The sequence below is a fragment of the Nocardia sp. NPDC004568 genome (assembly GCF_040609955.1).
Taxonomy (GTDB): Bacteria; Actinomycetota; Actinomycetes; order Mycobacteriales; family Mycobacteriaceae; genus Nocardia.
In genome coordinates, this window is the sequence record NZ_JBEXLL010000013.1 from 79,528 (window position 1) to 106,318 (window position 26,791).

Genomic DNA, 26,791 nt, shown 5'->3' on the forward strand with positions numbered 1-26,791 from the left:
CGATGGAGTACGGTTTTCCGACCGGGTACGAATCATCGGGACTGTGGGAGATCACAAGAGCCATGCGGAGAGAAGTGTCGGCCGAAAAGAAACGGGAACTCCCACTGGTCCGTCGCCTGCTCGCGGTCACCGCCTGCCTGCTCGTCGCGGCCGTCGCGCCGGCCTGCGGCTCCGAGCCCGAGAAGCGGCCGCTCACCACCTCGATCACCCAGGCGGCGGCCGAAGCGCCGGGCGGAAAAGTCTCGATCACCATCCCGGGCACGCTGGCCGCCGATTTCACGGTGCTGGAGCAGTCGGCGAAAGGGAAGCTGGGTCTGGCGATCATGCCGGTGGGTGGTGAGCAGTTCGTCGGATTGGGCAAGTGGACCACCGGTCCCGCGTGGTCGACCATGAAGGTTCCGCTGGTGGTGGCCGCCGAACGGAAGAACCCCGGCGGCCAGTCCTATGCGGCCTCGGCCGCCATCACCGCGTCGGACAACACCGCCGCGGACAGCCTGTGGTCCGCGCTGGGGACCCCGCGGGAAGCCGCCCAGTCGGTGCAGGCGGTGCTGCGCGAGGGCGGGGACAGCGTCACCGTCGTGGCCGAGAAGCCCGAGCGCGCGGAGTACTCCTCGTTCGGCCAGTCCGACTGGTCGCTCGCCGACCAGGTGCGGTTCGCCTCCAAACTGCCCTGCCTTCCGGGATCGGACAAGGTCGTGCAGTTGATGGGTTCGGTCAGCGCGAACCAGCAGTGGGGTCTCGGTTCGGTATTCGATACGGCCGAGTTCAAGGGCGGCTGGGGTCCGGACACCGACGGCGCCTATCTGGTGCGTCAGTTCGGCCTGGTACCGGCCAGTGGCGGTTCGGTCGCGATAGCGCTTGCGGCGCAACCGGATTCGGGCACCTTCTCCGACGGGATGGATCTCCTCGACGAGATGGCGGCCCTGATCTCACAGCATCTGGGCGAGTTCACCGGCGGGTCCTGCCCGGCGCGGTGAGCGGCCCGCCCGCAGGGTGCGCGGGTGTTACCGGACATTCACGGGCCCGACGCGGCGAAGGTGTCGCGCAGCGGGCAAGATGGGCGCCATGCGCATCGGAATCCTGACCGGAGGTGGGGACTGCCCGGGACTGAACGCGGTGATCCGCGCTGTCGTTCGCACCGCGAACGGCCGCTACGGTGACGCGATCGTGGGCTTCGAGGACGGCTGGCGCGGATTATTGGAGGACCGCAAGATCCGGATCCAGAACGACGATCGCACCGACCGCCTGCTCGCCAAGGGTGGCACCATGCTCGGTACAGCGCGTACCAATCCCGATATCCTGCGCGCGGGCCTGGGACAGATCCGCCGGACCCTCGACGACAACGGCATCGAGGCGCTCATCCCGATCGGCGGGGAGGGCACCTTGACCGCCGCCAGCTGGCTGTCCGAGGAAGGCGTTCCCGTCGTCGGCGTGCCGAAGACGATCGACAACGATATCGACTGCACCGATGTCACCTTCGGCCACGACACGGCCCTGTCCATCGCCACCGAGGCCATCGACCGGCTGCACACCACCGCGGAATCCCATCAGCGGGTCATGCTGGTCGAGGTCATGGGCCGGCACGCGGGCTGGATCGCCGTGCACGCCGGTATGGCGGCGGGCGCTCACCTGACACTGGTCCCCGAACAGCCCTTCGACGTGACCGAGGTCTGCGCACTCATCAAGAGCCGCTTCCAGCGCGGGGACAAACATTTCATCTGCGTGGTCGCCGAGGGCTCGCATCCGGCCCCCGATTCCGGGTTCACCCTGCGGGAGGGCGGGGTCGACGAGTTCGGGCACGAACGGTTCACCGGTGTCGCGCAGCAGCTGGGGGTGGAGATCGAACGCCGCATCGGCAAGGAGGTCCGCACGACGGTGCTGGGGCATGTGCAGCGCGGCGGCAGCCCCTCCCCGTACGACCGGGTGCTGGCGACCAGATTCGGCCTGCACGCGGCCGAAGCCGTGCACGCCGGGCATTTCGGTCAGATGGTGGCCCTGCGGGGTACCGAGATCGGACTGGTGCCGTTGCACGAGGCGACCAAACAGCTCAAACGTGTTCCGGCCGACCGCTACGACGAAGCCCGGGCCTTCTTCGGCTGAGCGCCGCCCGGCCGGACCGGTTTCGGCCGTCCGGCCGAAATCGTGGGCGCGACCTCGGTGCTTCGCCCGGGTCGGGCCGTGGCACGGGGATACAGTCGGTCCATGCGCCATGGCAGGGGAGTGTTGCTGGTTGCGGTTCTCTCGATGCTCGTCCCGATGGTCGCCGGTTGCCCGGGCGGCGCCGTCGACGACCGGGTGCGCGGGCAATGGCACGGGGCGATCGAGGTGCCCGGTGCGCCGGTCGTGGTCGCGGTGGATTTCACCGGCCGGCACAGCGGGCGGATCGACATACCCGCCGAACGAGTGGCTGGCCACGCCCTGGCCGAGGTGGTGGCCGAACCGGACCGGGTGGAGTTCGGGGTGCCGGACGTCCCCGGCGACGCGCGGTTCGCGGGCCGACTCGACGAATCGGCCGATACCATCGTGGGTGACTTCCGCCAGGCCGGGCACAGTTTCGGGTTGCGGCTCGCCCGCCGACCGGTCGGTCCGCCGGCCCGTCCCCAGCAGCCCGCGCCGCCGTACCCCTATATCTCCGAGGATGTCTCGTACCCGAGCGGCGGTATCACCGTCGCGGGCACCCTGACCCGTCCCGCGGCGGACACCGGGCCGCTACCGGCGGTCGTCCTCATCGGCGGCAGCGGACCCCAGGACCGGAACGAGGAGATCGCCGGGCACCAGCCCTTCCTCCTACTGGCCGATACCCTCACCCGCGCGGGATACGCGGTGCTGCGCACCGACGATCGCGGGGTCGGTGGCACCGGCGGCAACCTGAATCAGGCGAATTACGCCGATCTGGCCGGTGATGTCGAGGCCGGGCTGCGTTTCCTGCGCGCGCGCCCGGAGATCGACTCCGGCCGCATCGGCCTGCTCGGGCATTCCGAAGGTGGTTATCTGGCGCCGCTGGTGACCGCGCGGCCCGAGAACGGGATCGCGTTCTCCATTCTGATGGCCGCACCCGCCGTTCCCGGTACCGAGATCGTGCTGGCGCAGGGCCGCCGGACCTTCGCCGAGGCCGGCGCCACCCCGGCGCAACTGGATGCCCATCTCGCCTTCCTGCGGGACTGGACCGCCGCGCTGCGGGCCGGTCGGCTCACCAAGGCCGCGCGGCTGTCGGAGACCTACAACCGCACGCTGCCGAAGGATCTGCGCACTGTCTCCGAGGCTCTCACCGGCGAGAACACCCCGTATATGGCCGCGCTGGTCTCCTATGATCCGGCTCCCGCGCTGGCCGCGCTGCGGATTCCGGTGCTGGCGTTCTTCGGGTCCAAGGATGTACAGGTCCCGCCGGCGCAGAACGAGCAGCCCATGCGTGAACTGCTGGGCGCCGACCCGGACGCCACGGTGACGGTACTGGACGGGCTCAACCATCTGATGCAGCCCGCCGCATCCGGCCTGCCCGGCGAGTACGAGTCCATCCAGACGACCATCGATCCGCTGGCCCTCGATACGGTCACCGGCTGGCTCGGCGCACGGGTCCGGGGGGACTGACCGCCCACCGAGGAGGCAGACCTGCACGCTTAGACTGTGGGCCATGAGCGCACCCACCGTCGAACTCATGGATTACGCCGAGGTCGTCACCCGGTACGAGCCGGTGCTCGGTATGGAGGTCCATGTCGAGCTGAACACCGCGACCAAGATGTTCTGCGGTTGCCCGACCACCTTCGGCGCCGACCCCAACACCCAGGTCTGCCCGGTGTGCCTGGGTCTGCCCGGTTCGCTGCCGGTGGTCAACCAGCAGGCCGTCGAGTCGGCGGTGCGGATCGGACTGGCGCTCAACTGTTCCATCACGCCGTGGGGCCGATTCGCGCGCAAGAACTACTTCTACCCCGACCAGCCGAAGAACTACCAGATCAGCCAATACGACGAACCCATCGCCACCGGGGGATACCTCGATGTCCCGCTCGACGACGGCACCATCTTCCGGGTGGAGATCGAGCGCGCGCACATGGAGGAGGACACGGGTAAATCGGTCCATGTCGGCGGCGCGACCGGTCGTATCCACGGGGCGAGTCATTCGTTGCTCGACTACAACCGGGCCGGGGTGCCGCTCATCGAGATCGTCACCAAACCCGTCACCGGCGCCGGCGACCGTGCGCCCGAGGTCGCGCGCGCGTATGTCACCGCCCTGCGTGATCTGCTGAAATCCCTGAACGTCTCCGATGTCCGGATGGAACACGGTTCGCTGCGCTGCGACGCCAATGTCTCGCTCATGCCGGTCGGCGCCGAGGTCTTCGGTACCCGCACCGAGACCAAGAACGTGAACTCCCTCAAGAGCGTCGAGGTCGCGGTCCGGTTCGAGATGCGCCGCCAGGGCGCGGTGCTGGCGACCGGCGGCGAGGTGATCCAGGAGACCCGGCACTTCCACGAGGCCGACGGGTCCACCTCTCCGGGCCGCCGCAAGGAGACCGCCGAGGACTACCGCTACTTCCCCGAACCCGATCTGGAACCGGTCGCGCCCGACGCGGCCTGGGTCGAGGGGCTGCGCGACACGATCCCCGAGTATCCGTGGCTGCGCCGCGCGCGTATCCAGTCGGATTGGGGTGTCTCCGACGAGGTGATGCGCGATCTGGTGAACGCCGGTGCGCTGGATCTGATCATCGCGACGGTCGACGCGGGCGCCCCCGCCAAGGAGGCGCGTTCCTGGTGGGTCGCCTACCTCACCGAGAAGGCCAACGAGCGCGGTGTCGCCCTCGAGGACCTGCCGATCACACCGGCCCAGGTGGCCGAGGTGATCGGCCTGGTCGAAGCGAAGACGGTGAACAACAAGGTCGCCAAACAGGTGGTCGACCTGGTGCTCGACGGTGAGGGGGACCCGGCTCATATCGTGGACAGCAAGGGCCTGGGCATGGTCAGCGACGACAGCGCGCTGCAGGCCGAGGTCGACAAGGCGCTGGCCGCCAATCCCGATATCGCCGACAAGATCCGGTCGGGCAAGGTGCAGGCGGCAGGCAAGATCGTCGGCGATGTCATGAAGGCCACGCGCGGCCAGGCCGACGCGGCGCGGGTGCGGGAGCTCGTGCTCGCCGCGTGCGGCGGATAGCTCCCGCGGAATTCGTATACCGGCCCGTCCCGCCTCGTGCGGGACGGGCCGGTTCGCGTCGCGGCCAAGCCAGTAGCGCCACGTACGGCGGTCCTCCACCGCTGAGGGGCGTTCAGCGGAGCGGCCTATTCTAGTGCTAGAATAGCGGCGTGGAGCTCACCCCGGCCGAACTCGTCGTCCTCGGTCTGATCATCGAGTTCCCGCAGCACGGTTACGACCTCGAGCAGGTTATCGAGCGTCGCGGGATACGGCAGTGGACCGAGATCGGGTTCTCGTCGATCTACTACCTGCTCACCAAGCTGGAAAAACGCGGGCTGGTGCACGCCGAGGCGCCCGCCGCCGCGAAGGGGCGCCGCGTCTTCCGCGCCACCGAGGCGGGGCAGGAGGTCGCCGCCCGTACAGCGCTCGCGCTCGTCGCGGAGCCGCACCCGGTCCCGCATCCCTTTCTCGTGGGTGTCTCGAATCTGCCCCTGCTGTCGGAACCGGAATACCGGCGCGCACTCGCCGACCGGCTCCGGCAGCTGGAGGTTCGTATCGCCGCCGTCGAGGCGGCGGCGTCCGCGCAATCACCTCTCGCGGTGCCCGCGCGTGAGGTCTTCTCCTATTCCCTGAGCCTCCTCGAGGCAGAGAGGTCGTGGCTCGCCGCGCGAGTCCAGGTGCCCGATGACACACGAGGCGACAGCCGGCAAGGTCGACTTCAAGAAGGAGATCCCGGCCTACCGGGCCCGGCAGGGCCGATTCCAGGTGGTGGAGGTACCCGATCTGCAGTACCTCATGATCGACGGGCACGGTGATCCCAATGCCGACCCTGCCTTCGGTCACGCGACCGAGGCCCTCTACCCGCTGGCCTACAAGCTGAAATTCGCCAGCAAACGCGAGCTCGGCCGCGACTATGTCGTGATGCCGCTGGAAGGTCTGTGGTGGGCCGACGAGATGGACGCCTTCACCGCCGCGTGCGACAAGTCCCGCTGGGACTGGACGTTGATGATCATGGTCCCGGACTGGATCGACCGGGACCTGTTCGCGGCTGTCGTCGAGCAGGTCGCGGCCGGTGATCGCCCGCGGCGACTGCACGACGTACGCCTGGAGACCCTCTCGGAGGGGCGATGTGTGCAGACATTGCATATCGGCTCCTACGACGACGAAGCCGAGGTGCTGGCCCGGATGCACCACGAGTTCGTCCCGGACAACGGGTTCCGGATGGTCGGCCGGCACCACGAGATCTATCTCGGTGACGCACGCAAGGTGGCGCCCGAGAAACTCCGCACCATCCTCCGGCAACCGGTCGCCGCGGCCGGCGCCTGACGATACGGTGGCACCGTTGGATCGACGCGTACCGGCCGGGGGCCTCATGAACAATCGCCTGACAACGTTCACCAACGACGGGCTCACCTTCGATGTGGTCGACGACGGTCCGTCGGACGGCGTTCCGATCGTGTTACTGCACGGATTCCCGCAGACCTCCCGGCAATGGGCGCGTCTCACGCCCTATCTGCACGAGCACGGCTACCGCACGATCGCGCCGGATCAGCGCGGGTACTCGCCCGGCGCCCGGCCGCGGGGGCGGTTCGCCTACCGGATGAGCGCGCTGGTCGGTGATACGGCGGCGCTGATCGACACGCTCGGTGCCGGACCGGTCCATCTCGTCGGCCACGACTGGGGATCGGCTGTGGCCTGGTCGACCGCGGCGACGCACCCGTCCCTGGTGCGTACGCTCACCTCGGTATCGGTCCCGCATCCCATGGCTTTCGTCCGATCCTGCGCCAGCAGTGCCCAGTTGTTCCGCACGTTCTACATGGTGTTGTTCCAGGCGCCGTGGCTACCCGAAGTGGTGATCTCGCGCGGATTTCGCGCGGCCGATGCCGCACGCGGCCCGCAGTGGCAACGCCGGGCCCGGGAACTGTCGCGGATGGACGACGAACAGTTCGGCCGGATCCGGCGCGATATCGTCGACGGCGGAGCACTGCACTACGCGCTGAACTGGTACAGGGCGATGCCACTCGGCGCGCCGCGGCGCGCTGTCGGTGTCCCGACGACGCATGTGTGGGGCAGCCGGGACGTTTTCATGGCACGTAGGGGTGCCGAACTGACGGCCGAATACGTGACCGGACCTTTTCGCGGCGAAACCCTCGACGCCGCACACTGGATTCCGGAGGAGCGACCCGCCGAACTCGCCGCCATCATCGCGGCACGCGCGAACGACATCGGCTGACCTGCCCGGCGTTCGGCCTCGCGGGGCGTACTGGGTAGCCCACCGTTTGACGGTGGGCCGGGAGCACTGAAACCGCGCGGCGACCTCGGGGTTTGGGGGGCGCGGGGGTTGACGACCGATTTGGGTGGCCTCGAGTCGGGCTCGCGGAGTCAGGGCTGCGTTGGTGTGCCTTCCAGGCTCGGTTCCTTCGCGGTTGCCGTCCCTATGGGGGCTGTGTTCTGTTTGAACGCGTGCGCTGAGAGGAACGCGGCGACCAGGAGGCCGGCGATGCAGACCCCGAGCGCGACGTGGTATCCGATTTCGAACGCATTGCTGGCTGTCGCCTGCATCCGTGCTGGGAGCCCGTGGAGGCTCCCCGTCGCGAGGGGGCCTGAGGGAATGTGGGCTTGCCCGTATCGCGATGCTCCCCAGCTGTGTCGGGTGACGGCCGCGCCGACGGCCCCGACGAGTGCGAGTCCTACCGCCGTACCGAGCTGACGGGAGGAGTTCAGAACCGCTGAGGCGGCACCCGACACCGGGCCGGCGACGTCGCGCATGGCCACGTTCGTGATTCCGGGAACCAGGAGCCCGAAGCCGACTCCAGCGACCAGGTATCCCACCGCGGCAACGGCGAAGGGGGTAGTTGACGTCAACGTGCTCAGCGCTGCGACCCCGAGCGCTCCGGCTGTACAACCCGTAGTGCCGATGGCCCGTGACGTGAAGCGTTGAGCGAGTTTCCCGGCCATCTGGGCCGTGAGAAGGAACGGGACGTTCATCAGCAGCCAGGACAGCCCGGTGCGAAGGGCGGACCAGCCGAGAAGGTTCTGGAACATCAAGGTGACGTAGTAGAGCGTGCCGCTGAACGCGAGGTAACTGAGAAAGTAGATGGCACAGGCGCTGATGAACGTCGTGTTGCCGCGGACAGCTCGGGGAACCAACGGCTCGCCGGCGTGGCGCTGCCACTGCATGAACGCCGCGAGGGCGAGGGCACCGAGGACCAGCGGCACCAGGGTCGGCACCGGCTTCCACGGAATCTCGCTCGCGGTGATCAGACCGAACGTCACTGCTGCCAGACCCAGCGACGCGAGTACGACCCCCGGCACGTCGAGTGGTTGCGGATCGGAGAGCGAGGCGGCTCCGGGAACCGCCAGGAGGACCAAGCCGACCGTGACGACGACGATCGGAAGGTTGACCCAGAAGATCGTCGACCAGCCGAACGTTGAGAGCAATAGGCCGCCTGCGATCGGGCCCGCACCGAAGCCGACGCCGCCGACGGCTGCCCACCAGCCGATTGCGTGACCGCGCTGGGCGGGCGGGTAGGTGTCGGTCAGGACGGCGAGTGTGAGCGCCGAGATCGCTGCGCCGCCTACACCTTGACCGATACGGGCAGCTATGAGTACCGAAGAGCTGGGTGCAAGGGCCGCTCCCACAGAGCAGAGGCCGAACACGACCAGACCGGCCAACAGGACCGGGCGATGCCCGAGGCGATCACCGAGTGCCCCCATCAGGGGGATCAGCGCGGCAAGCCCGAGGGCGTAGCCACTGATGATCCACTCCAACGCGCCGGTTGCGGCATCGAGCTCGTGTTGGATCGTCGGGAGAGCGACATTGATGATGGTGACGTCGAGCTGGATCACGAAACCGGCCAGACACAACGCCAGGAGCGTCATCCGCCGCCGTTGGCCGGGATCCAGGTTTGGTGTTGATCGGTTCGGGGTCATCACATCGGGCTCCTGTCACGTTCTCGGTGGTAGGCGTGTCATGGGAACTGACACCCCGCAACACAAGGACGTGACCGATGGACCCCGCCGAACAGCTCAGCAGACACTTCGAGGACAACCGCCAACGACTGACCGCACTGGCGCACCGGATCCTCGGCAACCGTGGCGACGCCGAAGACGCTGTCCAAGATGCCTGGGTCCGCCTCAGCCGGCCGGGAGCAACCGATCTCCCGGCCGTGACAAACCTCGACGGATGGATGACCACGGTCGTCTCACGCATCTGCCTCAACAAGCTGAGAGCACGCGCCGCGCGGCCCGAATCTCCCACCGACGCAACCGGGCCCGAGCTCCGTCTGCGTCCGGAGGAGGCCCTGGGCCCAGAGGACCAGACCCTTCTCGCCGAGCAGATCAGCCTGGCGCTCCACATCGTGCTGGAGAGTCTGACACCACCCGAGCGCCTCGCGTTCGTGCTCCACGACTCCTTCGGAATGCAGTTCGGCGAGATCGCCGCCGTGCTCGGCATGTCGACTGAAGCGACCCGTAAACTCGCGAGCCGCGCTCGACAACGAGTGCACGCCGTGGACCCGGCCGCGATCGAGACCGACCCTGCCGGCCAACGCAGTGTGGTCAGCGCCTTCTTCGCAGCATCTCGCGACGGTGACCTCGACACACTCCTCGCGCTGCTGCATCCCGAGATCACATTCCACGCCGAGGGCGGAGCCACCGGAACCGCCGCGACCGCCACCATCCGCCGTCCGGAAAACGTGACCCGGCGCGCAGCGGCATTCGCCATTCCGAACGCCACCTTCGAGCCGATCACGGTAAACGGCAGCGCAGCAGTCATCGTCTACGCGAACCAGCGGCCCGTCTCGATCATGGCCTTCGTCATCACCTACGGGCAGATCGCCGGGATCTACTCGCTGCTCGAACAGCCACGCATCGAGCAACTGGTCAACAGCCTCAGGTAGATCCCTCAGCAACCGCCCGACTCCAGAACGGTCCGCACTCGGCCGTTCGATCAATGTCTCGGGTCAGTACATCTAGTCCGGTCCGCCGCCACCGGCGGACGGCGGCGGGATGCGCACGACGCGATCGTCGTTCGGCGTCGGCTCGCCACCGTCGGATTTGTTCGCCGTCGATACCCAGATCGTCCCGTCCATCGCCGGGGACGCGCCGAGCAGACGACCGTACTTGTTGGCGACGAAAACACTCGGGGGTGCGGTCACCGCGTAGGTCTTGGGGTCCGGCGCGGCCATCGCGAGCGCTTTCGCGTCGGTCAGCGAGATCGCCACGCCCTCGGGAGTCACCGCGCATCCGGCCACCCCCGGCCGGTCGGGCCAGGTCCACGCGGTGGTGACCGCGCCGTCGGGGGCGATCCGCTGGAGCCGGTCCATGGTGGGGGTGCGGTCGGTGATCCAGATCTGGTCGCCACCGAGGCAGATATCACCGGCCGAACCGATTCCGGCGACCGCGACCTCAGTGGGTGCGTCTCCGCTGGAGCTCGGATTGTTCACCCGCAGCAGTTTCCCGGCGCGGCTGCCGGGATTCGCGGCCGCGGCCGGATCGCCGGTATCGCCGGTGAGCACCAGCATCTGATCGGGTTTCGACCATTCGATCGCGCCGCGATTGCCGGTGGTGCCCTTGGGGATTCCGGTCAATACCGGCTTGGCCGGCCCACCCTCGGCGAACCGCACCACCCGGTTGTCGCTGGGCGTGGTGACGTAGGCGTAGATCAACCCGTCCTCGGCGTAGGTGGGGGAGATCGCGATATCGCTCAACCCGCCGTCCCCCGCGGGATCGACGTCGACCCGGGCCACTTCGACCGGTGGCTGTTCCGGCGTCACCTGCAGGATCCGGCCGGTGCGGCGTTCGGCCACCAGCGCGTACCCGCCCATCTCGACCAGCCCGCCGGTGGTGTCGAGGCAGCTCACCACCACGGCCGGGTCCGGGTCGATACACGGACCGCTGGGCCGGGTGGTGGAGCTCTCGGACTGCTGGGGTTTCTTGGGCTCGAGTTCCGCGCCGTCCAGCGTCGGTTCCGGGGTGAACGGACTGGATGCGGAATCGTCGAATCGGGCGCATCCACTCAGCACCAACGCTCCGAGTACCAGCCCCACCGTCACGCGCCGCGCGCCAACCGACCTCATAATCTCCCAACGTAGTGGAAACGACCCCGGCCGTGCCCCGAAGGCCCTGTCGCGGCGGGAAGCGTCCGCACACGCGGGTTGCGTCCACCCTGCGACACGCGACGGCGCATGGCACGGACACGCCGCCGATTCAGCCGGTGCCGGGCGGTTCGTCCGCTTACTGTTGAGGAGTGAGTGCCAAGGCGAGAAACGGGTCCGCGTCCTCCGAGGCCGCGGGGCCCGGGAATCTGTCTACCGGAGAGCAGCGCGCGGTATCGACGACCGCGGGCGGGGTCGGGAGTCCCTACGATTCCCCGACCGGCCAGTTCCCCCGAGTGGCCATGACGAAGGAGATTCCGGTGAACGCATCGGCGACCACCGGTGGCACACCGGCCGACACACCGGGCCCCGGCGGCCCCGGCGTCGGCGGGGGCCGCGACGACACCTACGACTACGCGAGCATTCCGCCGGCCGGTAATCAGCCCACCGGGGGCCTGCGCCGCCGCAACGGCGATTTCCGCCGCGGCACCCTCGACTTCGGGCTCTTCATCCTGCGGCTGGTCGTCGGAGCCACCTTCCTCTACCACGGCCTGCAGAAACTGACGGGCTGGTTCCACGGTCCCGGTCTGGACGGCACCAAAGCCATGATGGAGAGCAGCGGCTGGCAGCATCCCTCGCTGGCCGCCGCCATGGTGACCGCCGGCGAGGTGGGTGGCGGGGCGCTGCTGATCCTGGGCCTGGCCACCCCGCTGGCCGCGGGCGCGGTGCTCGCGGTGATCCTGGACGCCTGGTTCTGGAAGCAGGGGATGTACCCCGGGTTCCAGTACAAGGCCGGCCCGGGCGCGGTCGAGATGGAGAGCATCCTGGCCGGCGCCGCGGTCGCCATCATCTTCACCGGGCCCGGACGCTGGTCGCTCGACCGAGGACGGGGCTGGGCGGTCCGGCCGGGGGCGGGATCGTTCGTGGTCTTCGTCCTGGCGGTCGCGGCCGCGGTGCTCACCTACTGGTGGCTGCAGAACGGTAACCCGCTGACCGGTATCGGTCCCTTCGACTGACATCGCGAGACGAAAAGGCGCTCCCTCGGATCCGAGGGAGCGCCTTTTCGTTGCTGCGGGGGCGCGTCAGGGCACCTGCCGGACCGCGCCCTTGTCGGCGGAGGTCGCCAGCGCGGCATAGGCGCGCAGCGCGGTGGTGACCGGCCGTTCCCGGTTCTGCGGCTGCCATGGCCGTTCGCGGGCCTCCATCTTGGCCCGGCGTTCGGCCAGCACCGCCTCGTCGACGACGACCTCCAGGGTGCGGGTCGCGACATCGATGCGGATCCGGTCGCCGTTCTCCACCAGGCCGATCACGCCGCCGCTGGCCGCCTCCGGCGAGATATGGCCGATCGACAGGCCCGAGGTACCGCCGGAGAACCGGCCGTCGGTGATCAGGGCGCACTGTTTGCCCAGGCCCGCGCCCTTGAGGAACGCGGTCGGATGCAGCATCTCCTGCATCCCCGGTCCGCCGGCCGGACCCTCGTAGCGCACCACGAGCACATCACCGGGCTGGATCTTCTTGCCCAGGATCACCGAGACGGCTTCCTCCTGGGACTCCACCACCACGGCGGGGCCCTCGAAGGAGAACAGTTCCTCGTCGATACCGGCGGTTTTGAGCACCGCGCCGTCGACCGCGATATTGCCGCGCAACACGACCAGCCCACCCTCGGCGGTGTAGGCGTGTTCGATATCGCGGATGCAGCCGCCCGCCGCATCGGTGTCCAGCGAAGACCAGCGGTTCTCGGTCGAGAAGGGTTCGGTGGTGCGCACCCCGCCCGGCGCCGCGTGGAAGAGTTCCAGCGCTTCCTCGGACGCCTTGCCGGAACGGATGTCCCAGGTGTCGAGCCATTCGTCCACCGACGCGCTGTGCACGGTCGTCACATCGGTTTCCAGCAGACCGCCCCGGCGCAGCTCGCCGAGGATGGCGGGGATACCGCCGGCCCGGTGCACATCCTCCATGTGATAGTCCGAGTTCGGCGAAACCTTCGACAGCGTCGGCACCTTGCGGCTGATGGCCTCGATGGTGTGCAGATCGAAATCGATCTCGCCCTCCTGCGCCGCGGCCAGGGTGTGCAGCACGGTGTTGGTGGACCCGCCCATCGCGACGTCCAGGGCCATGGCGTTGCGGAAGGCCTTCTCGTTCGCGACATTGCGCGGCAGCACCGAGGCGTCGTCGTCGCGGTACCAGCGGGTGGCGATATCGACGACGATCGTGCCCGCGCGCTCGAACAGGGCACGGCGGGCCGCGTGGGTGGCCAGCGTCGACCCGTTGCCCGGCAGCGCGAGACCCAGGGCCTCGGTGAGGCAGTTCATGGAGTTGGCGGTGAACATGCCGGAGCAGGAACCGCAGGTCGGACAGGCGCTGCGCTCGACCTCGCTCAATCCGTCATCGGTCACCGCGGAATTCGCGCTGGCCGCGATCGCGGTGATCAGGTCGGTCGGGGCCTGCGCGACACCGCCCACTACCACGGCCTTACCGGCCTCCATCGGGCCGCCGGAGACGAAGACGGTGGGGATGTTCAACCGCATGGCGGCGTTCAGCATGCCGGGGGTGATCTTGTCGCAGTTGGAGATGCACACCAGCGCGTCGGCGGTGTGCGCGTTCACCATGTACTCCACCGAATCGGCGATGATCTCCCGGCTGGGCAGCGAATAGAGCATGCCGCCGTGACCCATGGCGATACCGTCGTCCACCGCGATGGTGTGGAATTCCCGCGGTACCCCGCCCGCTTCCCGCACCGCGCCGGCCACGATCTCACCGACGTCCTTGAGGTGTACGTGCCCGGGCACGAACTGGGTGTAGGAGTTGGCGATGGCGACGATCGGCTTACCGAAATCGGAATCGGTCATACCGGTGGCCCGCCACAGGGCGCGGGCGCCGGCGGCATTGCGGCCGATGGTGGTTGTTCGGGAACGAAGCGGTGGCATGAGTGTCCTCGGTCGGGTCGCGGGGCTGAAAGTTGCGACAGCGCCGTATCGCCCGGCGCGGGGACCGCGCTCGGGTGCGATCGGCGGTTTTCCAGGCTACTCCCGTTCGGAAGCCGGCCCGGGGGCGGTATCGGCAGCCCCTGCGGTGGGGGACGCGCCACGCGGCGTGTCGGAGCCGGCGGTCGAGGGCCGGTCGGCGGGCGTATCACCGGCGGCCGCGGCATCGGAAGTCGTCTCCGCGGGCGCGGAACGGTCGGCGTCGGTGTCGCCGGGCGTGGGGTGTTCGGAAGTCGCGTTACTCGATGCCGCGTTCCCGGCCGCTTCGTCGCCGGTCGGCGCGTCGTCCGCCGCCGATGCGGTGCCCGACGGTTCAACGGTCTGCGGTTCGGCCCTCGCCGGGTCGGCGGCCGCGGGGCCTGCCTCGGTGCCGGGCGCGCTGTCATCGGACGCACCAGCGTCGGTGGCGGCAGCGTCGGCGTCGGCGTCGGATTCTGCCTGGGCGGGATCGGGGACCGCGAACGGGTCCGGGATACGCCCGCCGGAGGCGTCCACCAGATCACGCAGCCGGTCGTAGCTCACCGCCGGCAGCGGCACCTCGCTGTCGTCGTCCAGATGGGCGCGGACGAATCCGCGTTTGGGGATGCTCAGGCCTTTAACCTGTGCCCAGTCGATGTGCCGGGAGGAGAAGACCGACCGCAGATCCAGTCCAGCCGGCGAGACCGTCGTCTGTGTCCGCACGATCCAGACGAGCACGGCGAGGGGGATCAGCGCGAGCCAGAACAGCCCGGCGGGCCAGCCCACGATGGGGAAGAACACGCACATCGCGAGGAGGAACACGCCGAGGAACGACAGCCGTGTCGTGCGGATCACACGCCGCGGTCCGGGCGGCGCCGTATCCCCACCCGTTACCTCCGCGGTCGCGGGGTTGTGGGACGATTCAGGAGGTGGCACGGACTGATGCGGTGATGACACCTCACCATCCTCGCATCATGGCGGACCGGCGTGAGCACCCGCTACCTTCCCACATAATGGGAAGTCAGCGGTCAGCTGTTTGACTCCGCACCACACGCACACATACCGTCATGCGCGTGAATCGAAACGAGTTGCTCGTAATCGGCCGGCGCGTCCAGCGCTGAGCCAGACGATCCGGAGTCGAATACGTCAGCTCGCACTGCGACGCGCCACCCTCGAACAGCCGCCGGCTGTCGAGGGCTTTTTTATGTCGGGACCAGTGAACGACAAGCAGTAAGGAACCAAGACGGTGAGCGCACCAACTACCCGGCCCGGGCCTTCGGCCCGCAGGCCCGCGCCTTCGAACCCGTCGGCTCCGGCCGGCGCTCCGACCAGCCAGGCGAACCGCCGCCAGGTCCCGCCCGAGCGGGTCACCGGCGCGCAGTCCGTCGTCCGCTCCCTCGAGGAGCTCGGCGTCGACACCGTATTCGGTATTCCGGGCGGTGCTGTCCTTCCTGTTTACGATCCGCTCTTCGATTCGACCAAGGTGCGCCATGTGCTCGTGCGGCACGAGCAGGGCGCGGGCCACGCGGCCACCGGATACGCCCAGGCCACCGGCAAGGTCGGGGTGTGTATGGCGACCTCCGGTCCCGGCGCGACCAACCTGGTGACCCCCATCGCGGACGCCCAGATGGACTCGGTGCCGATGGTCGCGATCACCGGTCAGGTCGGCCGCAGCCTCATCGGCACCGACGCCTTCCAGGAAGCCGATATCTCCGGCATCACCATGCCGATCACCAAGCACAACTTCCTGATCAAAGAGGGCGCCGATATCCCGCGGATCCTCGCCGAGGCCTTCTACCTGGCCTCGAGCGGCCGGCCCGGGGTGGTGCTGGTGGACATCCCCAAGGATGTGCTGCAGGAGCAGACCACCTTCAGCTGGCCGCCGGAGATGCGGCTGCCCGGCTACCGTCCGGTCACCAAACCGCACGGTAAGCAGGTGCGCGAGGCCGCCCGGCTGATCGCCGAGTCCACCCAGCCCGTGCTCTACGTCGGCGGCGGTGTGATCAAGTCCGATGCGTCGGCCGAACTGCTGGAGCTCGCCGAGCTGACCGGTATCCCGGTGGTCACCACGCTGATGGCGCGTGGCGCGTTCCCCGACAGCCACGAACTCAATATGGGTATGCCGGGTATGCACGGCACCGTGGCCGCGGTGGCCGCCCTGCAGAAATCCGATCTGCTGGTCACCCTGGGTGCCCGCTTCGACGACCGTGTCACCGGGCAGCTGGATTCCTTCGCCCCCGGGGCCAAGGTCATCCACGCCGATATCGACCCGGCCGAGATCGGCAAGAACCGGCACGCCGATGTGCCGATCGTCGGCGACTGCCGCGAGGTGATCACCGAACTCATCGAGACCCTGCGCGCCGATCCGGCCGGTTTCGAACTCGATCTGACCGCTTGGCGCACCTACCTCGACGGCATCCGCGACTCCTACCCGCTCGGCTGGAGCAAGCCGTCGGACGGGTCGGTGTCGCCGGAGTACGTCATCGAGACCCTGGGCCGTCTGGCCGGCCCCGATGCCATCTACTGCGCGGGTGTCGGCCAGCACCAGATGTGGGCCGCCCAGTTCATCAAGTACGAGAAGCCGCGGACCTGGCTGAACTCCGGCGGTGCCGGAACCATGGGGTACGCGGTTCCGGCCGCGATGGGTGCCAAGATGGGTGCGCCCGACCGTGAGGTGTGGGCGGTCGACGGTGACGGCTGCTTCCAGATGACCAATCAGGAACTCGCCACCTGCGCGGTGGAGGGTGTGCCGATCAAGGTCGCGCTGATCAACAACGGCAACCTGGGCATGGTCCGCCAGTGGCAGACCCTGTTCTACGACCAGCGCTACTCCAATACCGACCTCAAGACCCACGGCCTGCGCATCCCCGATTTCGTGAAGCTCGCCGAGGCGCTGGGCTGCCACGGTATCCGGGTGGAGAAGGAAGAGGACGTCGAGGCCGCGATCCGCGAGGCACAGTCGATCAACGACCGTCCCGTGGTGATCGATTTCATCGTCGGCAAGGATGCCCAGGTGTGGCCGATGGTCGCCGCGGGCACCAGCAACGACGAGATCATGGCCGCCCGCGGGATCCGCCCGCTGTTCGACGAGGACGAGACGGCCGCCGAACCCGCCATCATCCACGAGGCCATGAACCGCGAGCAGGCCGAGACCGAGGGGAACCCGTCATGAGCACCACCCACACCCTCAGCGTCCTGGTCGAGGACAAGCCGGGTGTGCTGGCCCGGGTGGCCAGCCTGTTCTCCCGCCGCGGATTCAATATCGAATCCCTGGCCGTCGGTGCCACCGAGGTCAAGGAGATCTCCCGGATGACCATCGTGGTCACAGTGGACGATCTTCCGCTCGAGCAGGTCACCAAACAGCTCAACAAGCTGGTGAACGTGATCAAGATCGTCGAACAGGACCCGGAGACCTCCGTGGCCCGTGAACTGATCCTGGTGAAGGTCCGCGCCGACGCCAGCGTGCGCACCCAGGTGATCGAATCGGTCAACCTGTTCCGCGCCAAGGTCATCGACGTCTCGCCCGACGCCCTCACCGTCGAGGCGACCGGCACCCGGTCCAAGCTCGACGCGCTGCTGCGCATGCTCGAGCCGTACGGCATCCGGGAGATCGTGCAATCCGGCGTGGTGGCCGTGGGCCGCGGGCCCAAGTCCATCACCGCCACCCGCTGAACCGTGGCCGGGCGCACCCCGCGCCCGGCCGCATTACGTGCCTCGTTTACCGTTTCCCGCGTTTCGCGGGTTCGAATAAGTCAGAAGGGATACCACCAAGTGGCAGTCGAGATGTTCTACGACGACGATGCCGACCTGTCGATCATCCAGGGCCGTAAGGTCGCGGTGATCGGTTACGGCAGCCAGGGGCACGCGCATTCGCTGAGCCTGCGCGACTCCGGTGTCGAGGTCCGCATCGGCCTCAAGGAAGGCTCCAAGTCGCGGGCCAAGGCCGAAGAGGCCGGGCTGACCGTCGGCACCCCCGCCGAGGTCTCGGAGTGGGCCGACGTCATCATGCTGCTCGCCCCCGACACCGCCCAGGCGTCGATCTTCACCAATGACATCGAGCCCAACCTGAAGGACGGCGACGCCCTGTTCTTCGGCCACGGCCTCAATATCCACTTCGGCCTGATCAAGCCGGCCGCCGAGATCACCATCGGCATGGTCGCCCCCAAGGGCCCCGGCCACCTGGTGCGCCGCCAGTTCGTCGACGGCAAGGGTGTCCCCGCCCTGATCGCCATCGAGCAGGACCCGAAGGGCGAGGGCCAGGCCCTGGCGCTGTCCTATGCCAAGGGCATCGGCGGTACCCGCGCCGGCGTCATCAAGACCACCTTCAAGGAAGAGACCGAAACCGACCTCTTCGGTGAGCAGGCCGTGCTGTGCGGTGGCACCGAGGAACTGGTCAAGACCGGTTTCGAGGTCATGGTCGAGGCCGGCTACGCCCCGGAGATGGCCTACTTCGAGGTGCTGCACGAGCTGAAGCTCATCGTCGACCTGATGTACGAGGGCGGTATCGCCCGGATGAACTACTCGGTTTCCGATACCGCCGAATTCGGTGGCTACCTGTCGGGCCCGCGGGTCATCGACGCCGACACCAAGAAGCGGATGCAGGACATCCTCAAGGACATCCAGGACGGCACCTTCGTCAAGCGCCTGGTCGCCAATGTCGAGGGCGGTAACAAGGAGCTCGAGGGCCTGCGCAAGCAGAACGCCGAGCACCCGATCGAGGTCACCGGTAAGAAGCTGCGCGATCTGATGAGTTGGGTGGACCGGCCGATCACCGAAACCGCCTGAGCGGTTCGCTGATCCAGGGCAGAAAGGGGCCCTCCCGCGGGTTGCGGGAGGGCCCCTTTCTGCATCGTGGGTGGTTCGCCGGCATCGATCATGATACTGCCGGGAACGGTCCGACCTGCACCGCGGCATCGCTCTACAGCGATCCACCCGAGGGCGTCCGAACCGGAGTGTGCCGCATACCCAGCCGCGTCGGCTCCGGGGCCGGGTAGCCGGGCGGATGTGCCCGTGCGCGGCTCGCCCTGGACCGAGTATTCCGCGGCGGACGACGAAAGTACTCGACGAGAGTATAGTGCGGCACAACGGGAGGATTTTGATGAAGTCGGACACTATCGCCTCTATGGCGGCGATGATCCTCGGTGCGGGAATTCTGATCCTCGCGGCGGGGCTGTTCTTCCTGCTGACCCCGGACTCCGACAAGATCCTCTGCGACGGTCAGCAGATGCGTCCCGGTGACCGCTGCATCAGTACCGAATCCTATAGATCCGGAACCTACGACGAGCTTGTCGCGCGCAGACGTGACGGTGAAGCGACCGACGCACGCTGGTCCCCACGCATCGTTGCAGTCGGCGGTGTGCTCACCGCGGTGGGGGCAGTCGGCTGGATCGCGCGGTTCGTCATACTTACCGGCGAACGTCCGGCGCGGCCCGAGCCGCGTGACAGTGACTGGTGGGCGGGTAAGGGAGACATCTCGTGAACGCTTCGTCGCCCGCGGAGTCCGCCCGTCGCCGGGCTCGTCAGCGCCTAGCACAACGTGGACCGCAGACCGAGCACATACCGAAGGAGGCACAGCAGGCCGCTACCTCGAAGAACCTGGGTGCACCGGAACAATTGTTCGGCAACTTCACGCTACCCTCGCCGGCCTGGGCCCTCGGGTTCGGTGCGGTGGTAGCCGCCGTGTTCATCGTGATCGGCGTTTTCGTCTCCGGTGTGTGGTCGCTCGTGATGTTCGTGATCGCGGCACTGGTGGTGGCCTTTTTCGTCTGGGGCGCGTTCTTCGACCGGCCTGCCGTGACCGAGCAGGTCTACCTGTTCGAGCACGGTCTGGTTCATCGCGACGGCGACGATACGATGACCGCGTTGGCGTGGGATGAGGTGCGGCTGCTGCGGTCCGTCGTCGACAAATACCACAACGGTGTCTATAGGGAGACAATCCACAAGTACACGTTCCTGCGGCAGGACGGCTCGAAACTCGTACTGGACAGTGCTCATTTCCCGAGCGGGGAAGTGGGCGTACTCGGCGAGGCGGCCGAGCAGCGGATCAGCGCCGTACGCCTGCCGCGAGCGCTGGAAGCGCTGGCGGCAGGGAAACAGCTGGACTTCGGTGACCTGAGCGTCGATATCCATGGTTTGTCCGGTCGCCGGGGCACCCTCACGTGGAGCGAGATCGGGACGATCGATGTGAACGCCGGGGTCGTCCGGATCGAACAGGCCGGAAAGTGGCTGAAATGGTCGAAGGTCCCGGTGTCCGAAATTCCCGATGTCACAGTGCTGCTCGTTCTGGCCGACACGTTGCGTCGCCCCGAATAGCCGGAACATCCATCGATGTGACTTGTCGACGTTACCGTGCCGGTCCGGTCTCCTGCGCGGCTGCGGAGATCGGCGAGTCGGCCGACGGCCGGTGGGTGTTCGGGACGAGTTGTGCAACAGGCTGTCCGGTCGCAACGGTGGGTTCACCCGCACACAGCCCAATCGCCCGTAGCGGATCGGCAGTTCAGGGTGGCAGGTGGCAGCCGGGGCCGTAAATCCACCGGGCGTGCGGTAGGAACATGGCGGGAGTGATGAGGGGGTGAGCCGCTCCGTCATAACGTACGATCCAGCGACTGCGCCTCGGCGGTGAGTTCGTCGGCTTCCGCACCACGGCCGAGCTGCCACAACCGATCGGCCTGTCGCGTCAAGGAACTGTGCAGACCCTTCTTCACGAACGGCCGGGCCTGCGGTTTGAGCCTGTCTCGCCTCCCGGAACCTCTGAGGAGTCGGCGTCCGAGGCGGAGTTCCTCCTCTCGCCCACCGCCAACGCTTCGGTCAGTCGGCCCTGACGGGTCAGGCAATCCGCTCGAGACGCCAACGCCTCGAGGAAGAACATCAGGTGGATGGGGTTACGCGATTCGCCGACGCTGCGGCGACGCAGCGCGCAGGCCGCCTCGAAATGGTGGAGTGCCGGATCGAGTTCCGCAGCATCCACGAGATCGTTGCCGATCTCGAGATGGAACTCGGCGATATCGTTGCGCACGTTGCGAAAGGCGGCACGAAATCCTGGAATCCGGAGCGGCGGCGGCCGCAGACCTGTCAACTCTTCGACGCGGCCTCGGGTCCGCGGAGACGCCCGAGGTCCTCAGCGCCGAGCAGGCGGTCACGGTGAGCCGGGTCGCGACGCGCGCGGAGGGACTCCTCGGTGGCGGCCAAGACCTGGAGTGGGCGCTCACGGGCAGTCAGGTCTGGGTGTTGCAAGCCCGGCCGATCACATCGACCCCGAGGAGCGACCGAAGTCCGGCCTGTCTCCCGGTGATGAACGCGATGACCGTCGCTTCGGGAACACCGGCGAGCCCGGGCAAGGCGCGGGGCGTTCTACGCATCGTCAACGGCCTGGACGACTTCGCTCGGTTCACACCGGGTGAAGTGCTGGTGTGCCGGGCCACGTCACCGGCCTGGGCACCACTGCTCGCTCGGGCCGCGGCCGTCGTCACCACGCGTGGAGGGGTGCTCGCCCATGCCGCGATCGTCGCCCGCGAATTGCGTATCCCCGCCGTCACCGACGTTACTTCAGCTATGGACCTGCCCGATGACATGCTCGTCGACGTCGACGGCAGCACCGGAACCATCACCGCACAGAAGGCCCGATGAACTCACCACACGACGTCCGGCGACAGGTCCTCCACGCACTGCGCCTCCTCGGTTACGCCGGAACCACCCCCGTGAGCGAGCGCGCGGGCATCCTGCCCGCCGAGGCTGCGGAATTCCTGCGCGAGGCCCAGGCGGCCGGGCAGGTGACCCGGAGCGGATTCGAGGACGACGGCGGATGGTCGCTGACCGAAGCGGGTAAGACGCTGGGAGAAAAACTTCTGGCGGAGGAGCTGGAGAGCGCGGATGCCCGGCCCCTGGTCGAGTCCGTGATGGCCGAGTTCGAGCCACTCAACCGTCTGGTGGTCGACGCGTGCACGCGCTGGCAGTTGACCGAGATGGGCATCACCGAACCGCCCGCGAGCCTTGCGGATGTCCTCTCGAGCCTCGCCCGCGGCAGCGCAGGGTGGGCGGTGCTCGAGGAGCGTCTGGTGAACCGCTTGCCACGGTACAGCGGCTACCACGAGCGATTCGATACGGCCGTGGATCGCGCTCGAACGGATCCCGCCTGGCTGACCGCGACCGACCGCGAGTCCGCCCACCGTGTCTGGTTCGAACTGCACGAAGACCTCCTGGCCACTCTCGGCCGTTCCCGATGACGTCGGTGGACACGACTTGATGAGCTGGGCCGACCGGCCGATCACCGAAACCGCCTGAGCGGTTCGCTGATTCAGCGCCGAAAGGGGCCCTTCCGCAAGTTGCGGGAGGGCCCCTTTCAGCAACGTGGCGCCGATGCGCCGCTCGGGTGAGCGCCTCGGCCTTATCCGGAGCCCGACCCCCGATGAGTTTCGCCGTGGTGCCGGGTCTGTACCCGTACATGCCCGATCACCGCACCCGAGGAGAGCATTATGACCGCCACCTACACCTTCGACATCTTCTCCAGCCTCGACGGCTACGGCTCCTACGGAGAAGGCGGCGACTGGGGCGGCTACTGGGGGAAGCAGGGTCCCGAACTGCTCGACCGCCGATACGAACTGTTCGGCACCGAGCAACGGATGATATTCGGCGCCAACACTTTCCGGCAGTTCGTGGAGATGCTGGGCTCGAGCACCGAAGAGTCCGGGGTGGGCGACCCCTGGGTCACCCGGATGCGAAACCTGCCCATGACGGTGGTGTCGAGCACTTTGGCGGGGCCGCTCGACTGGCCGGACGCGACCGTCGCGAGCGGCGACGCCGTCGAGATCGTCGCCCGGCTCAAGGAGGAGTCCGAGGTGCCGTTGCGGTCACACGGCAGCCTGTCGTTGAACTGGGCGCTGCTGGCCGCCGGCCTCGTCGACCAGGTGCAGGTGACGATCTTCCCGGTGATCACCGGGCGGACCGGCACCGACCCGATCTTCGGCGGCGCCGCCGATTTCGATCTGGAGCTGATCGAGAGCCGGACGCTCGACGGCGATATCCAAGAGCTCATCTACCGTCCCACCCTGCACGCGTAACCTTCGGGCGCGCTCCTACCGCAACTCAGTCCAGCACGGCGTACGCCTCCACCTCGACCAGTACATCGGGCTCGAACAGGTAGTCGACACCTATCGCCGACAAGGGCGGCAACGGTTGGGGTATGCCGAGCTCCTCGACGACGCGCTCGATACCCGCGACGAAGTCGTCGTACTTGTCCGGGGTCCAGTGCGTGACGAAGAAGCGCAGGCGGACGACATCGGCGAAACTCGCCCCCGCTCCCGCCAGCCCGCGTGCCGTATTGCGCAGGGCGTGGGCGACCTGGCCCGCGAGATCACCGGTCGCGACGGGATTGCCGTCGGCGTCGCGCGCGATCTGGCCGGCCACGTGTACCTGGCGGGTGCCCGAGCCGATCGAGACATGGTGGTACGGGACGGGCGCGAACATGCCTTCGGGGGTGAGCAGCTGGACTGCCATGGATATCCTTTCGCTGATCGAGCAAGGTATCCGATATCTACCTGGTGTCCAAAGGGAACTTCAACGAGACTAGGTGTCATGCCGGAAACCGCGCCCCTGCCCCCGAGCAGCCCGCAACTCACCCAGGCCCATCGTGAACTGCTCGATCAGGTTCTCGACAAATGGTCGCTGCAGGTGCTCGACGCGCTGTGCGAGCACGGGCCGCTGCGCTTCAACGACTTGCGCCGGGCCATCCCGGTGGTGACGCAGAAGTCGCTCACGGCCGCGCTGCGGCGGTTGGAACGCAATGGGATGGTCGACCGGGTCGTCACGAACACCCGGCCGGTCGCCGTCGAGTACCGGCTGACCCCGCTCGGCCGGTCCCTACAGGACCTCATCGATGCGCTCCTGCACTGGGCCACCGGCACACTGCCCGAGGTCGAACGTGCCCGCATGCGGTTCGATCAGGAAGCAGAAGGCGGACAGGCCCGTTCACGTACGAGCTGAAGTGGCGCCGGGGGGTCGACGTGTGGCGTCGACGGCCGACAACGTCCGCGCCGAATCACGGTCGGTCGGCCCCACGCCGTATCGAATCGGCCGACGCGAACCCGGTATGTTCGAGATCGCTCGACACCACAGGAGGATCACGATGACCGAAGTCCACGGTATGCCGGTCGAAATCCGGACCCCCGACGGTGTCGCCGACGCGTACGTCACCCACCCGGACGACGGGGCCGTCCATCCGGGAGTACTGCTGATCCAGGACGGTTTCGGACTGCGGCCCAGCCTGCGAGCCATGGCCGACCGAATCGCCGCGCACGGCTACACCGTCCTGCTGCCGAACGCCTTCTACCGGCACGGGCCCGCTCCGGTGCTCGAGCTACCGGATTTCATCGACCCGGAGGCGCGGCCGGAGCTCTTCCAGCAGCTCCCGATGATCCGCGAGCTGACACCCGAACTGCTGCGGTCCGATGCCGCCGCCTATCTCGACTGGCTGGCCGCGGCGCCCCAGGTCGCCGCGGGGAAGGTCGGTGTCACCGGCTACTGCATGGGTGCGCGCCTCGCGGTGCTGGTCGCGGCCGGGTTCCCCGATCGGGTCGCGGCGGTGGCCGGCTTCCACGGCGGACCGCTGATCACCGAGAGCGCGGACAGCCCGCATCTGCTCGTCGGGAACATCACGGGGAAGTTGTATTTCGGCCACGCCGGCGAAGACGTGGAGAAGTCGCCCGACAATTTCGATCGGTTCGACAAGGCGGTCGCGGCGGCCGGTGAGCGCCACCGCACCGAGGTGTACGAGGGCGCGAAACACGGTTACACCCAGGCGGATACCGCCGCCTACGACGCCGAGTTCGCCGAACGGCACTATCGCGAACTGCTGGCCCTGTTCGACCGCAACCTACGGGGGTAACCGAGCCGGGTCGTGGGGTCGAGCTGTGCCGTGGACCGACCCGGCGAATCGGGCTCCCGGCGCATTGCGAGCATCCGCCGGCCGCTTCGCGCTGCTAAGGCGCCACGCCGCCGAGCACCATATCGACAGCCGCGTCGATATCGGCCGGCTCGACCGGTTCGGCGCGTAGGAACAGGCGGAACCAGATCGCCCCGGCGAGCATATCCATGACCAAGCGGGGATCGGTCTCGTCACCGAGCTCCCCTCGTTCGACCGCCCGGCGGAAGACAGGATGTTCCCGGGCGGCGCGGTCGGCGAAGAACATGCGGCCGATCGCCGCCAGCGACGGCCGGCCGGGGGAGGCCGCCAGGACGGCGGCCGCGATGGGGGCGGTCGCGGCATCGGTGAGCAGACTGTGGATGCTCCGGGTCGTTTCGACGAGATCGCCCCGGAGGCTTCCCGTATCGGGCACCGGGAAGGTGAGCAGGTCAGACCCGGTCAGCGCGGCGGCGAGCACCTCGTCCTTGGATTTCCACCACCGGTAGAGGGTCGTCTTGTTGACACCGGCGCGCAGCGCGACCGACTCCATGGTCAACCCCTCGTAGCCGGCGGTGGCGAGAATTTCGAGGGTGGCCGTGAAGATCGCCTCGGCCCGCCGGGGCCGGGCAGTCGTGCTCGTATCGGTCGGCTCGTCCATATGCCGACAATACAACGCAACGTTGCGTTGTATATCTCCATGGCGCTACAGTGCAACGCAACGTTGCGTTGCTTTTGGAGGCGTTATGACTCTTCCCGTGGTTCTGGTGCACGGCATCCGGCTGAGCGGCCGCTGCTGGGTCGCCGTCGAGGCCGATATCGGCACCGAGCGATCGGTGGCGGCCCCGGATCTTCCCGGGCACGGTGAGTATCGCGGCGAGCGTTTCACCATGCCCGCGGCGATCGACACCGTCCGCGCGGCGATCGACTCCGTCGGTGGCCGTGCCCTGGTCGTCGGCCACTCGCTGGGCGGATACGTCGCCATTGCGGCGGCCGCCGAACTCGGCGAACAGGTGGCCGGTCTGGTGGTCGCCGGATCGACGCGTATTCCGAACGGCGCCCTGACGATTCCTTTCCGGGTCGCTCATCTTGTCCTGTCGGCTCAACGCGACGGAGGGGAGCGGCTCAGTCGCCGGATCTTCGACGCCGCCCTCCCCGCGCAGGTCGCCGCAGCTGTCGCGGCGGGCGGTATCGCCACCGAGGTGATACCCGATATCGTGCGGGCCGCCGCAACTTTCGATCCGCTCGGCGAACTCCGTCGATACCCCGGGCCCGTCTGGCTGATCAACGGAAGTCGCGACCATTTCCGCGGTCACGAGACGCGTTTCGTCGCGGCCGCGCCCCGGGCAAGATTGCTCGTGGTGCCCGGGGCCGGGCACTACCTACCGCTGGCCGAACCGCGACGCTTCGCCCGCCTGATCCGCGATATCGCCGACGGTTGCGATACCCGCGAGTGTTCGCACCGCTGCGGTATCGACGGGGTCCGGGCCCCTGCCCCGCCTGCTTCTTATCGACCGGATTGCGGCCGTACTGCGAGATGGCTACGAAACAGTGTCGACACCGCCGCTGCCGCCCCCACCATGGAATCCTTGAAGATCGACATGCCGTGAGCACGTGACAGGCACCCGGAGCCCCACAGCGTTCGCTAGGAGTTTCAATGATCGTGTCAAGCCGCCACGCTGATCGGGGTTGGTGCCTCGATGGTGAAGGTGCGGTTGTCACGAACGAGCGCCCAGATGAC

Annotated in this window: 27 protein-coding genes and 2 pseudogenes; 21 read left to right on the forward strand and 8 right to left on the reverse strand. The window is 67.9% G+C overall.

The features are described 5' to 3' along the window. Positions 1-74: 74 nt before the first annotated feature. From ABZV91_RS09375 to ABZV91_RS09405, 7 genes are all read left to right on the forward strand, one after another. Positions 75-977: a hypothetical protein gene (locus ABZV91_RS09375; RefSeq protein ID WP_355237925.1), complete on the forward strand. Its 903-nt coding sequence runs from the start codon at positions 75-77 to the stop codon at positions 975-977. Positions 978-1,065: 88 nt separating this feature from the next. After that, on the forward strand, positions 1,066-2,100 hold the full coding sequence (locus tag ABZV91_RS09380; RefSeq protein WP_039825973.1) for an ATP-dependent 6-phosphofructokinase: 1,035 nt from the start codon (positions 1,066-1,068) through the stop codon (positions 2,098-2,100). Between the two features lie 102 nt (positions 2,101-2,202). Continuing rightward, positions 2,203-3,588: an alpha/beta fold hydrolase gene (locus tag ABZV91_RS09385; RefSeq protein ID WP_355237928.1), complete on the forward strand. Its 1,386-nt coding sequence runs from the start codon at positions 2,203-2,205 to the stop codon at positions 3,586-3,588. 43 nt (positions 3,589-3,631) lie between these two features. Continuing rightward, positions 3,632-5,140 (forward strand): Asp-tRNA(Asn)/Glu-tRNA(Gln) amidotransferase subunit GatB, encoded by a 1,509-nt coding sequence (gene gatB / locus ABZV91_RS09390; protein ID WP_355237931.1) that lies wholly within the window; start codon positions 3,632-3,634, stop codon positions 5,138-5,140. 149 nt (positions 5,141-5,289) lie between these two features. Then, the gene (locus ABZV91_RS09395) at positions 5,290-5,934 is read left to right on the forward strand and encodes a PadR family transcriptional regulator (RefSeq protein WP_355237934.1); all 645 of its coding nucleotides are present in this window, start codon (positions 5,290-5,292) and stop codon (positions 5,932-5,934) included. Then, positions 5,885-6,445: a GyrI-like domain-containing protein gene (locus ABZV91_RS09400; protein ID WP_355237937.1), complete on the forward strand. Its 561-nt coding sequence runs from the start codon at positions 5,885-5,887 to the stop codon at positions 6,443-6,445. The genes ABZV91_RS09395 and ABZV91_RS09400 overlap by 50 nt, the downstream gene beginning before the upstream one ends. Before the next feature lie 46 nt (positions 6,446-6,491). Then, positions 6,492-7,352 carry an alpha/beta fold hydrolase gene (locus tag ABZV91_RS09405; protein WP_355237985.1) on the forward strand — a complete coding sequence of 287 codons (861 nt, stop codon included), beginning with the start codon at positions 6,492-6,494 and terminating at the stop codon, positions 7,350-7,352. A 24-nt stretch (positions 7,353-7,376) separates the two neighbouring features. On the opposite strand, the pseudogene ABZV91_RS09410 reads toward ABZV91_RS09405, so the two are convergent. Then, positions 7,377-7,505, reverse strand: a pseudogene (locus ABZV91_RS09410) (IS481 family transposase); the annotation flags it as partial. After that, on the reverse strand, positions 7,502-9,052 hold the full coding sequence (locus tag ABZV91_RS09415; protein WP_355237988.1) for an MFS transporter: 1,551 nt from the start codon (positions 9,050-9,052) through the stop codon (positions 7,502-7,504). The pseudogene ABZV91_RS09410 and the gene ABZV91_RS09415, both read right to left, overlap by 4 nt. 77 nt (positions 9,053-9,129) lie before the next feature. Between ABZV91_RS09415 and ABZV91_RS09420 the strand changes: the two genes are divergently transcribed. Then, a complete protein-coding gene (locus ABZV91_RS09420; RefSeq protein WP_355237940.1) occupies positions 9,130-10,020 on the forward strand; it encodes a sigma-70 family RNA polymerase sigma factor in 891 nt (296 codons plus the stop codon). Positions 10,021-10,092: 72 nt separating this feature from the next. On the opposite strand, the gene ABZV91_RS09425 is transcribed toward ABZV91_RS09420, so the two are convergent. Continuing rightward, positions 10,093-11,199 carry a PQQ-dependent sugar dehydrogenase gene (locus ABZV91_RS09425; protein WP_355237943.1) on the reverse strand — a complete coding sequence of 369 codons (1,107 nt, stop codon included), beginning with the start codon at positions 11,197-11,199 and terminating at the stop codon, positions 10,093-10,095. Positions 11,200-11,537: 338 nt separating this feature from the next. Between ABZV91_RS09425 and ABZV91_RS09430 the strand changes: the two genes are divergently transcribed. Next, positions 11,538-12,233: a DoxX family protein gene (locus ABZV91_RS09430; protein WP_355237946.1), complete on the forward strand. Its 696-nt coding sequence runs from the start codon at positions 11,538-11,540 to the stop codon at positions 12,231-12,233. A 66-nt stretch (positions 12,234-12,299) separates the two neighbouring features. Here ABZV91_RS09430 and ilvD read toward each other — a convergent pair whose 3' ends face one another. Next, entirely contained in the window at positions 12,300-14,141 is a 1,842-nt protein-coding gene (ilvD, locus tag ABZV91_RS09435; protein WP_355237949.1) for a dihydroxy-acid dehydratase, read from the reverse strand. Between the two features lie 96 nt (positions 14,142-14,237). Next, on the reverse strand, positions 14,238-15,011 hold the full coding sequence (locus ABZV91_RS09440) for a PH domain-containing protein (protein WP_355237951.1): 774 nt from the start codon (positions 15,009-15,011) through the stop codon (positions 14,238-14,240). A 391-nt stretch (positions 15,012-15,402) separates the two neighbouring features. Between ABZV91_RS09440 and ABZV91_RS09445 the strand changes: the two genes are divergently transcribed. From ABZV91_RS09445 to ABZV91_RS09465, 5 genes are all read left to right on the forward strand, one after another. Next, positions 15,403-17,328, forward strand: a complete 1,926-nt coding sequence (locus ABZV91_RS09445) for an acetolactate synthase large subunit (RefSeq protein ID WP_355237954.1) — start codon at positions 15,403-15,405, stop codon at positions 17,326-17,328. Further along, positions 17,325-17,828, forward strand: a complete 504-nt coding sequence (gene ilvN, locus ABZV91_RS09450) for an acetolactate synthase small subunit (protein WP_030521893.1) — start codon at positions 17,325-17,327, stop codon at positions 17,826-17,828. Before ABZV91_RS09445 ends, ilvN begins: the two co-directional genes overlap by 4 nt. A 111-nt stretch (positions 17,829-17,939) precedes the next feature. After that, a complete protein-coding gene (gene ilvC, locus ABZV91_RS09455) occupies positions 17,940-18,941 on the forward strand; it encodes a ketol-acid reductoisomerase (protein WP_195055121.1) in 1,002 nt (333 codons plus the stop codon). Between the two features lie 313 nt (positions 18,942-19,254). Beyond that, the gene (locus ABZV91_RS09460; protein ID WP_355237957.1) at positions 19,255-19,635 is read left to right on the forward strand and encodes a hypothetical protein; all 381 of its coding nucleotides are present in this window, start codon (positions 19,255-19,257) and stop codon (positions 19,633-19,635) included. After that, on the forward strand, positions 19,632-20,468 hold the full coding sequence (locus tag ABZV91_RS09465; protein WP_355237960.1) for a DUF6585 family protein: 837 nt from the start codon (positions 19,632-19,634) through the stop codon (positions 20,466-20,468). The genes ABZV91_RS09460 and ABZV91_RS09465 overlap by 4 nt, the downstream gene beginning before the upstream one ends. A gap of 388 nt (positions 20,469-20,856) precedes the next feature. On the opposite strand, the gene ABZV91_RS09470 is transcribed toward ABZV91_RS09465, so the two are convergent. Further along, positions 20,857-21,171 (reverse strand): hypothetical protein, encoded by a 315-nt coding sequence (locus ABZV91_RS09470; RefSeq protein WP_355237995.1) that lies wholly within the window; start codon positions 21,169-21,171, stop codon positions 20,857-20,859. On the opposite strand from ABZV91_RS09470, the pseudogene ABZV91_RS09475 reads away from it, so the two are divergent. The 4 genes and pseudogenes from ABZV91_RS09475 to ABZV91_RS09490 form a co-directional block, all read left to right on the forward strand. Further along, positions 21,096-21,413: pseudogene (locus tag ABZV91_RS09475) on the forward strand (PEP/pyruvate-binding domain-containing protein); the annotation flags it as partial. The gene ABZV91_RS09470 and the pseudogene ABZV91_RS09475 overlap by 76 nt on opposite strands. Before the next feature lie 42 nt (positions 21,414-21,455). Continuing rightward, positions 21,456-21,782 carry a PEP-utilizing enzyme gene (locus tag ABZV91_RS09480; RefSeq protein WP_355237992.1) on the forward strand — a complete coding sequence of 109 codons (327 nt, stop codon included), beginning with the start codon at positions 21,456-21,458 and terminating at the stop codon, positions 21,780-21,782. Beyond that, positions 21,779-22,378 carry a hypothetical protein gene (locus tag ABZV91_RS09485; protein WP_355237963.1) on the forward strand — a complete coding sequence of 200 codons (600 nt, stop codon included), beginning with the start codon at positions 21,779-21,781 and terminating at the stop codon, positions 22,376-22,378. The genes ABZV91_RS09480 and ABZV91_RS09485 overlap by 4 nt, the downstream gene beginning before the upstream one ends. Positions 22,379-22,627: 249 nt before the next feature. Further along, positions 22,628-23,212, forward strand: coding sequence for a dihydrofolate reductase family protein (locus ABZV91_RS09490; RefSeq protein WP_355237965.1), 585 nt, complete (start codon positions 22,628-22,630; stop codon positions 23,210-23,212). A 25-nt stretch (positions 23,213-23,237) separates the two neighbouring features. Here the strand turns inward: ABZV91_RS09490 and ABZV91_RS09495 are convergent, their stop codons facing one another. After that, positions 23,238-23,648, reverse strand: a complete 411-nt coding sequence (locus ABZV91_RS09495; protein ID WP_355237968.1) for a RidA family protein — start codon at positions 23,646-23,648, stop codon at positions 23,238-23,240. A 78-nt stretch (positions 23,649-23,726) separates the two neighbouring features. On the opposite strand from ABZV91_RS09495, the gene ABZV91_RS09500 reads away from it, so the two are divergent. Then, positions 23,727-24,134, forward strand: a complete 408-nt coding sequence (locus ABZV91_RS09500; protein ID WP_355237971.1) for a helix-turn-helix domain-containing protein — start codon at positions 23,727-23,729, stop codon at positions 24,132-24,134. A gap of 142 nt (positions 24,135-24,276) precedes the next feature. Further along, positions 24,277-25,035, forward strand: a complete 759-nt coding sequence (locus ABZV91_RS09505) for a dienelactone hydrolase family protein (RefSeq protein WP_355237974.1) — start codon at positions 24,277-24,279, stop codon at positions 25,033-25,035. A 94-nt stretch (positions 25,036-25,129) separates the two neighbouring features. Here the strand turns inward: ABZV91_RS09505 and ABZV91_RS09510 are convergent, their stop codons facing one another. Beyond that, positions 25,130-25,711, reverse strand: coding sequence for a TetR/AcrR family transcriptional regulator (locus ABZV91_RS09510; RefSeq protein ID WP_355237977.1), 582 nt, complete (start codon positions 25,709-25,711; stop codon positions 25,130-25,132). An 85-nt stretch (positions 25,712-25,796) separates the two neighbouring features. Here ABZV91_RS09510 and ABZV91_RS09515 point away from each other — a divergent pair, with 85 nt between their 5' ends. Then, positions 25,797-26,660, forward strand: coding sequence for an alpha/beta hydrolase (locus ABZV91_RS09515; RefSeq protein WP_355237979.1), 864 nt, complete (start codon positions 25,797-25,799; stop codon positions 26,658-26,660). The last annotated feature ends 131 nt before the right edge of the window (positions 26,661-26,791 follow it).

Bases quoted from the DNA above. Each gene is read 5' to 3' on its own strand.
- ABZV91_RS09380 (WP_039825973.1), top strand. From the start codon at position 1,066: ATGCGCATCGGAATCCTGACCGGAGGTGGGGACTGCCCGGGACTGAAC.
- ABZV91_RS09385 (WP_355237928.1), top strand. From the start codon at position 2,203: ATGCGCCATGGCAGGGGAGTGTTGCTGGTTGCGGTTCTCTCGATGCTC.
- gatB (WP_355237931.1), top strand. From the start codon at position 3,632: ATGAGCGCACCCACCGTCGAACTCATGGATTACGCCGAGGTCGTCACC.
- ABZV91_RS09405 (WP_355237985.1), top strand. From the start codon at position 6,492: ATGAACAATCGCCTGACAACGTTCACCAACGACGGGCTCACCTTCGAT.
- ABZV91_RS09415 (WP_355237988.1), bottom strand. From the start codon at position 9,052: ATGACCCCGAACCGATCAACACCAAACCTGGATCCCGGCCAACGGCGG.
- ABZV91_RS09420 (WP_355237940.1), top strand. From the start codon at position 9,130: ATGGACCCCGCCGAACAGCTCAGCAGACACTTCGAGGACAACCGCCAA.
- ABZV91_RS09425 (WP_355237943.1), bottom strand. From the start codon at position 11,199: ATGAGGTCGGTTGGCGCGCGGCGCGTGACGGTGGGGCTGGTACTCGGA.
- ilvD (WP_355237949.1), bottom strand. From the start codon at position 14,141: ATGCCACCGCTTCGTTCCCGAACAACCACCATCGGCCGCAATGCCGCC.
- ilvN (WP_030521893.1), top strand. From the start codon at position 17,325: ATGAGCACCACCCACACCCTCAGCGTCCTGGTCGAGGACAAGCCGGGT.
- ilvC (WP_195055121.1), top strand. From the start codon at position 17,940: ATGTTCTACGACGACGATGCCGACCTGTCGATCATCCAGGGCCGTAAG.
- ABZV91_RS09460 (WP_355237957.1), top strand. From the start codon at position 19,255: ATGAAGTCGGACACTATCGCCTCTATGGCGGCGATGATCCTCGGTGCG.
- ABZV91_RS09480 (WP_355237992.1), top strand. From the start codon at position 21,456: ATGACCGTCGCTTCGGGAACACCGGCGAGCCCGGGCAAGGCGCGGGGC.
- ABZV91_RS09485 (WP_355237963.1), top strand. From the start codon at position 21,779: ATGAACTCACCACACGACGTCCGGCGACAGGTCCTCCACGCACTGCGC.
- ABZV91_RS09490 (WP_355237965.1), top strand. From the start codon at position 22,628: ATGACCGCCACCTACACCTTCGACATCTTCTCCAGCCTCGACGGCTAC.
- ABZV91_RS09495 (WP_355237968.1), bottom strand. From the start codon at position 23,648: ATGGCAGTCCAGCTGCTCACCCCCGAAGGCATGTTCGCGCCCGTCCCG.
- ABZV91_RS09500 (WP_355237971.1), top strand. From the start codon at position 23,727: ATGCCGGAAACCGCGCCCCTGCCCCCGAGCAGCCCGCAACTCACCCAG.
- ABZV91_RS09505 (WP_355237974.1), top strand. From the start codon at position 24,277: ATGACCGAAGTCCACGGTATGCCGGTCGAAATCCGGACCCCCGACGGT.
- ABZV91_RS09510 (WP_355237977.1), bottom strand. From the start codon at position 25,711: ATGGACGAGCCGACCGATACGAGCACGACTGCCCGGCCCCGGCGGGCC.
- ABZV91_RS09515 (WP_355237979.1), top strand. From the start codon at position 25,797: ATGACTCTTCCCGTGGTTCTGGTGCACGGCATCCGGCTGAGCGGCCGC.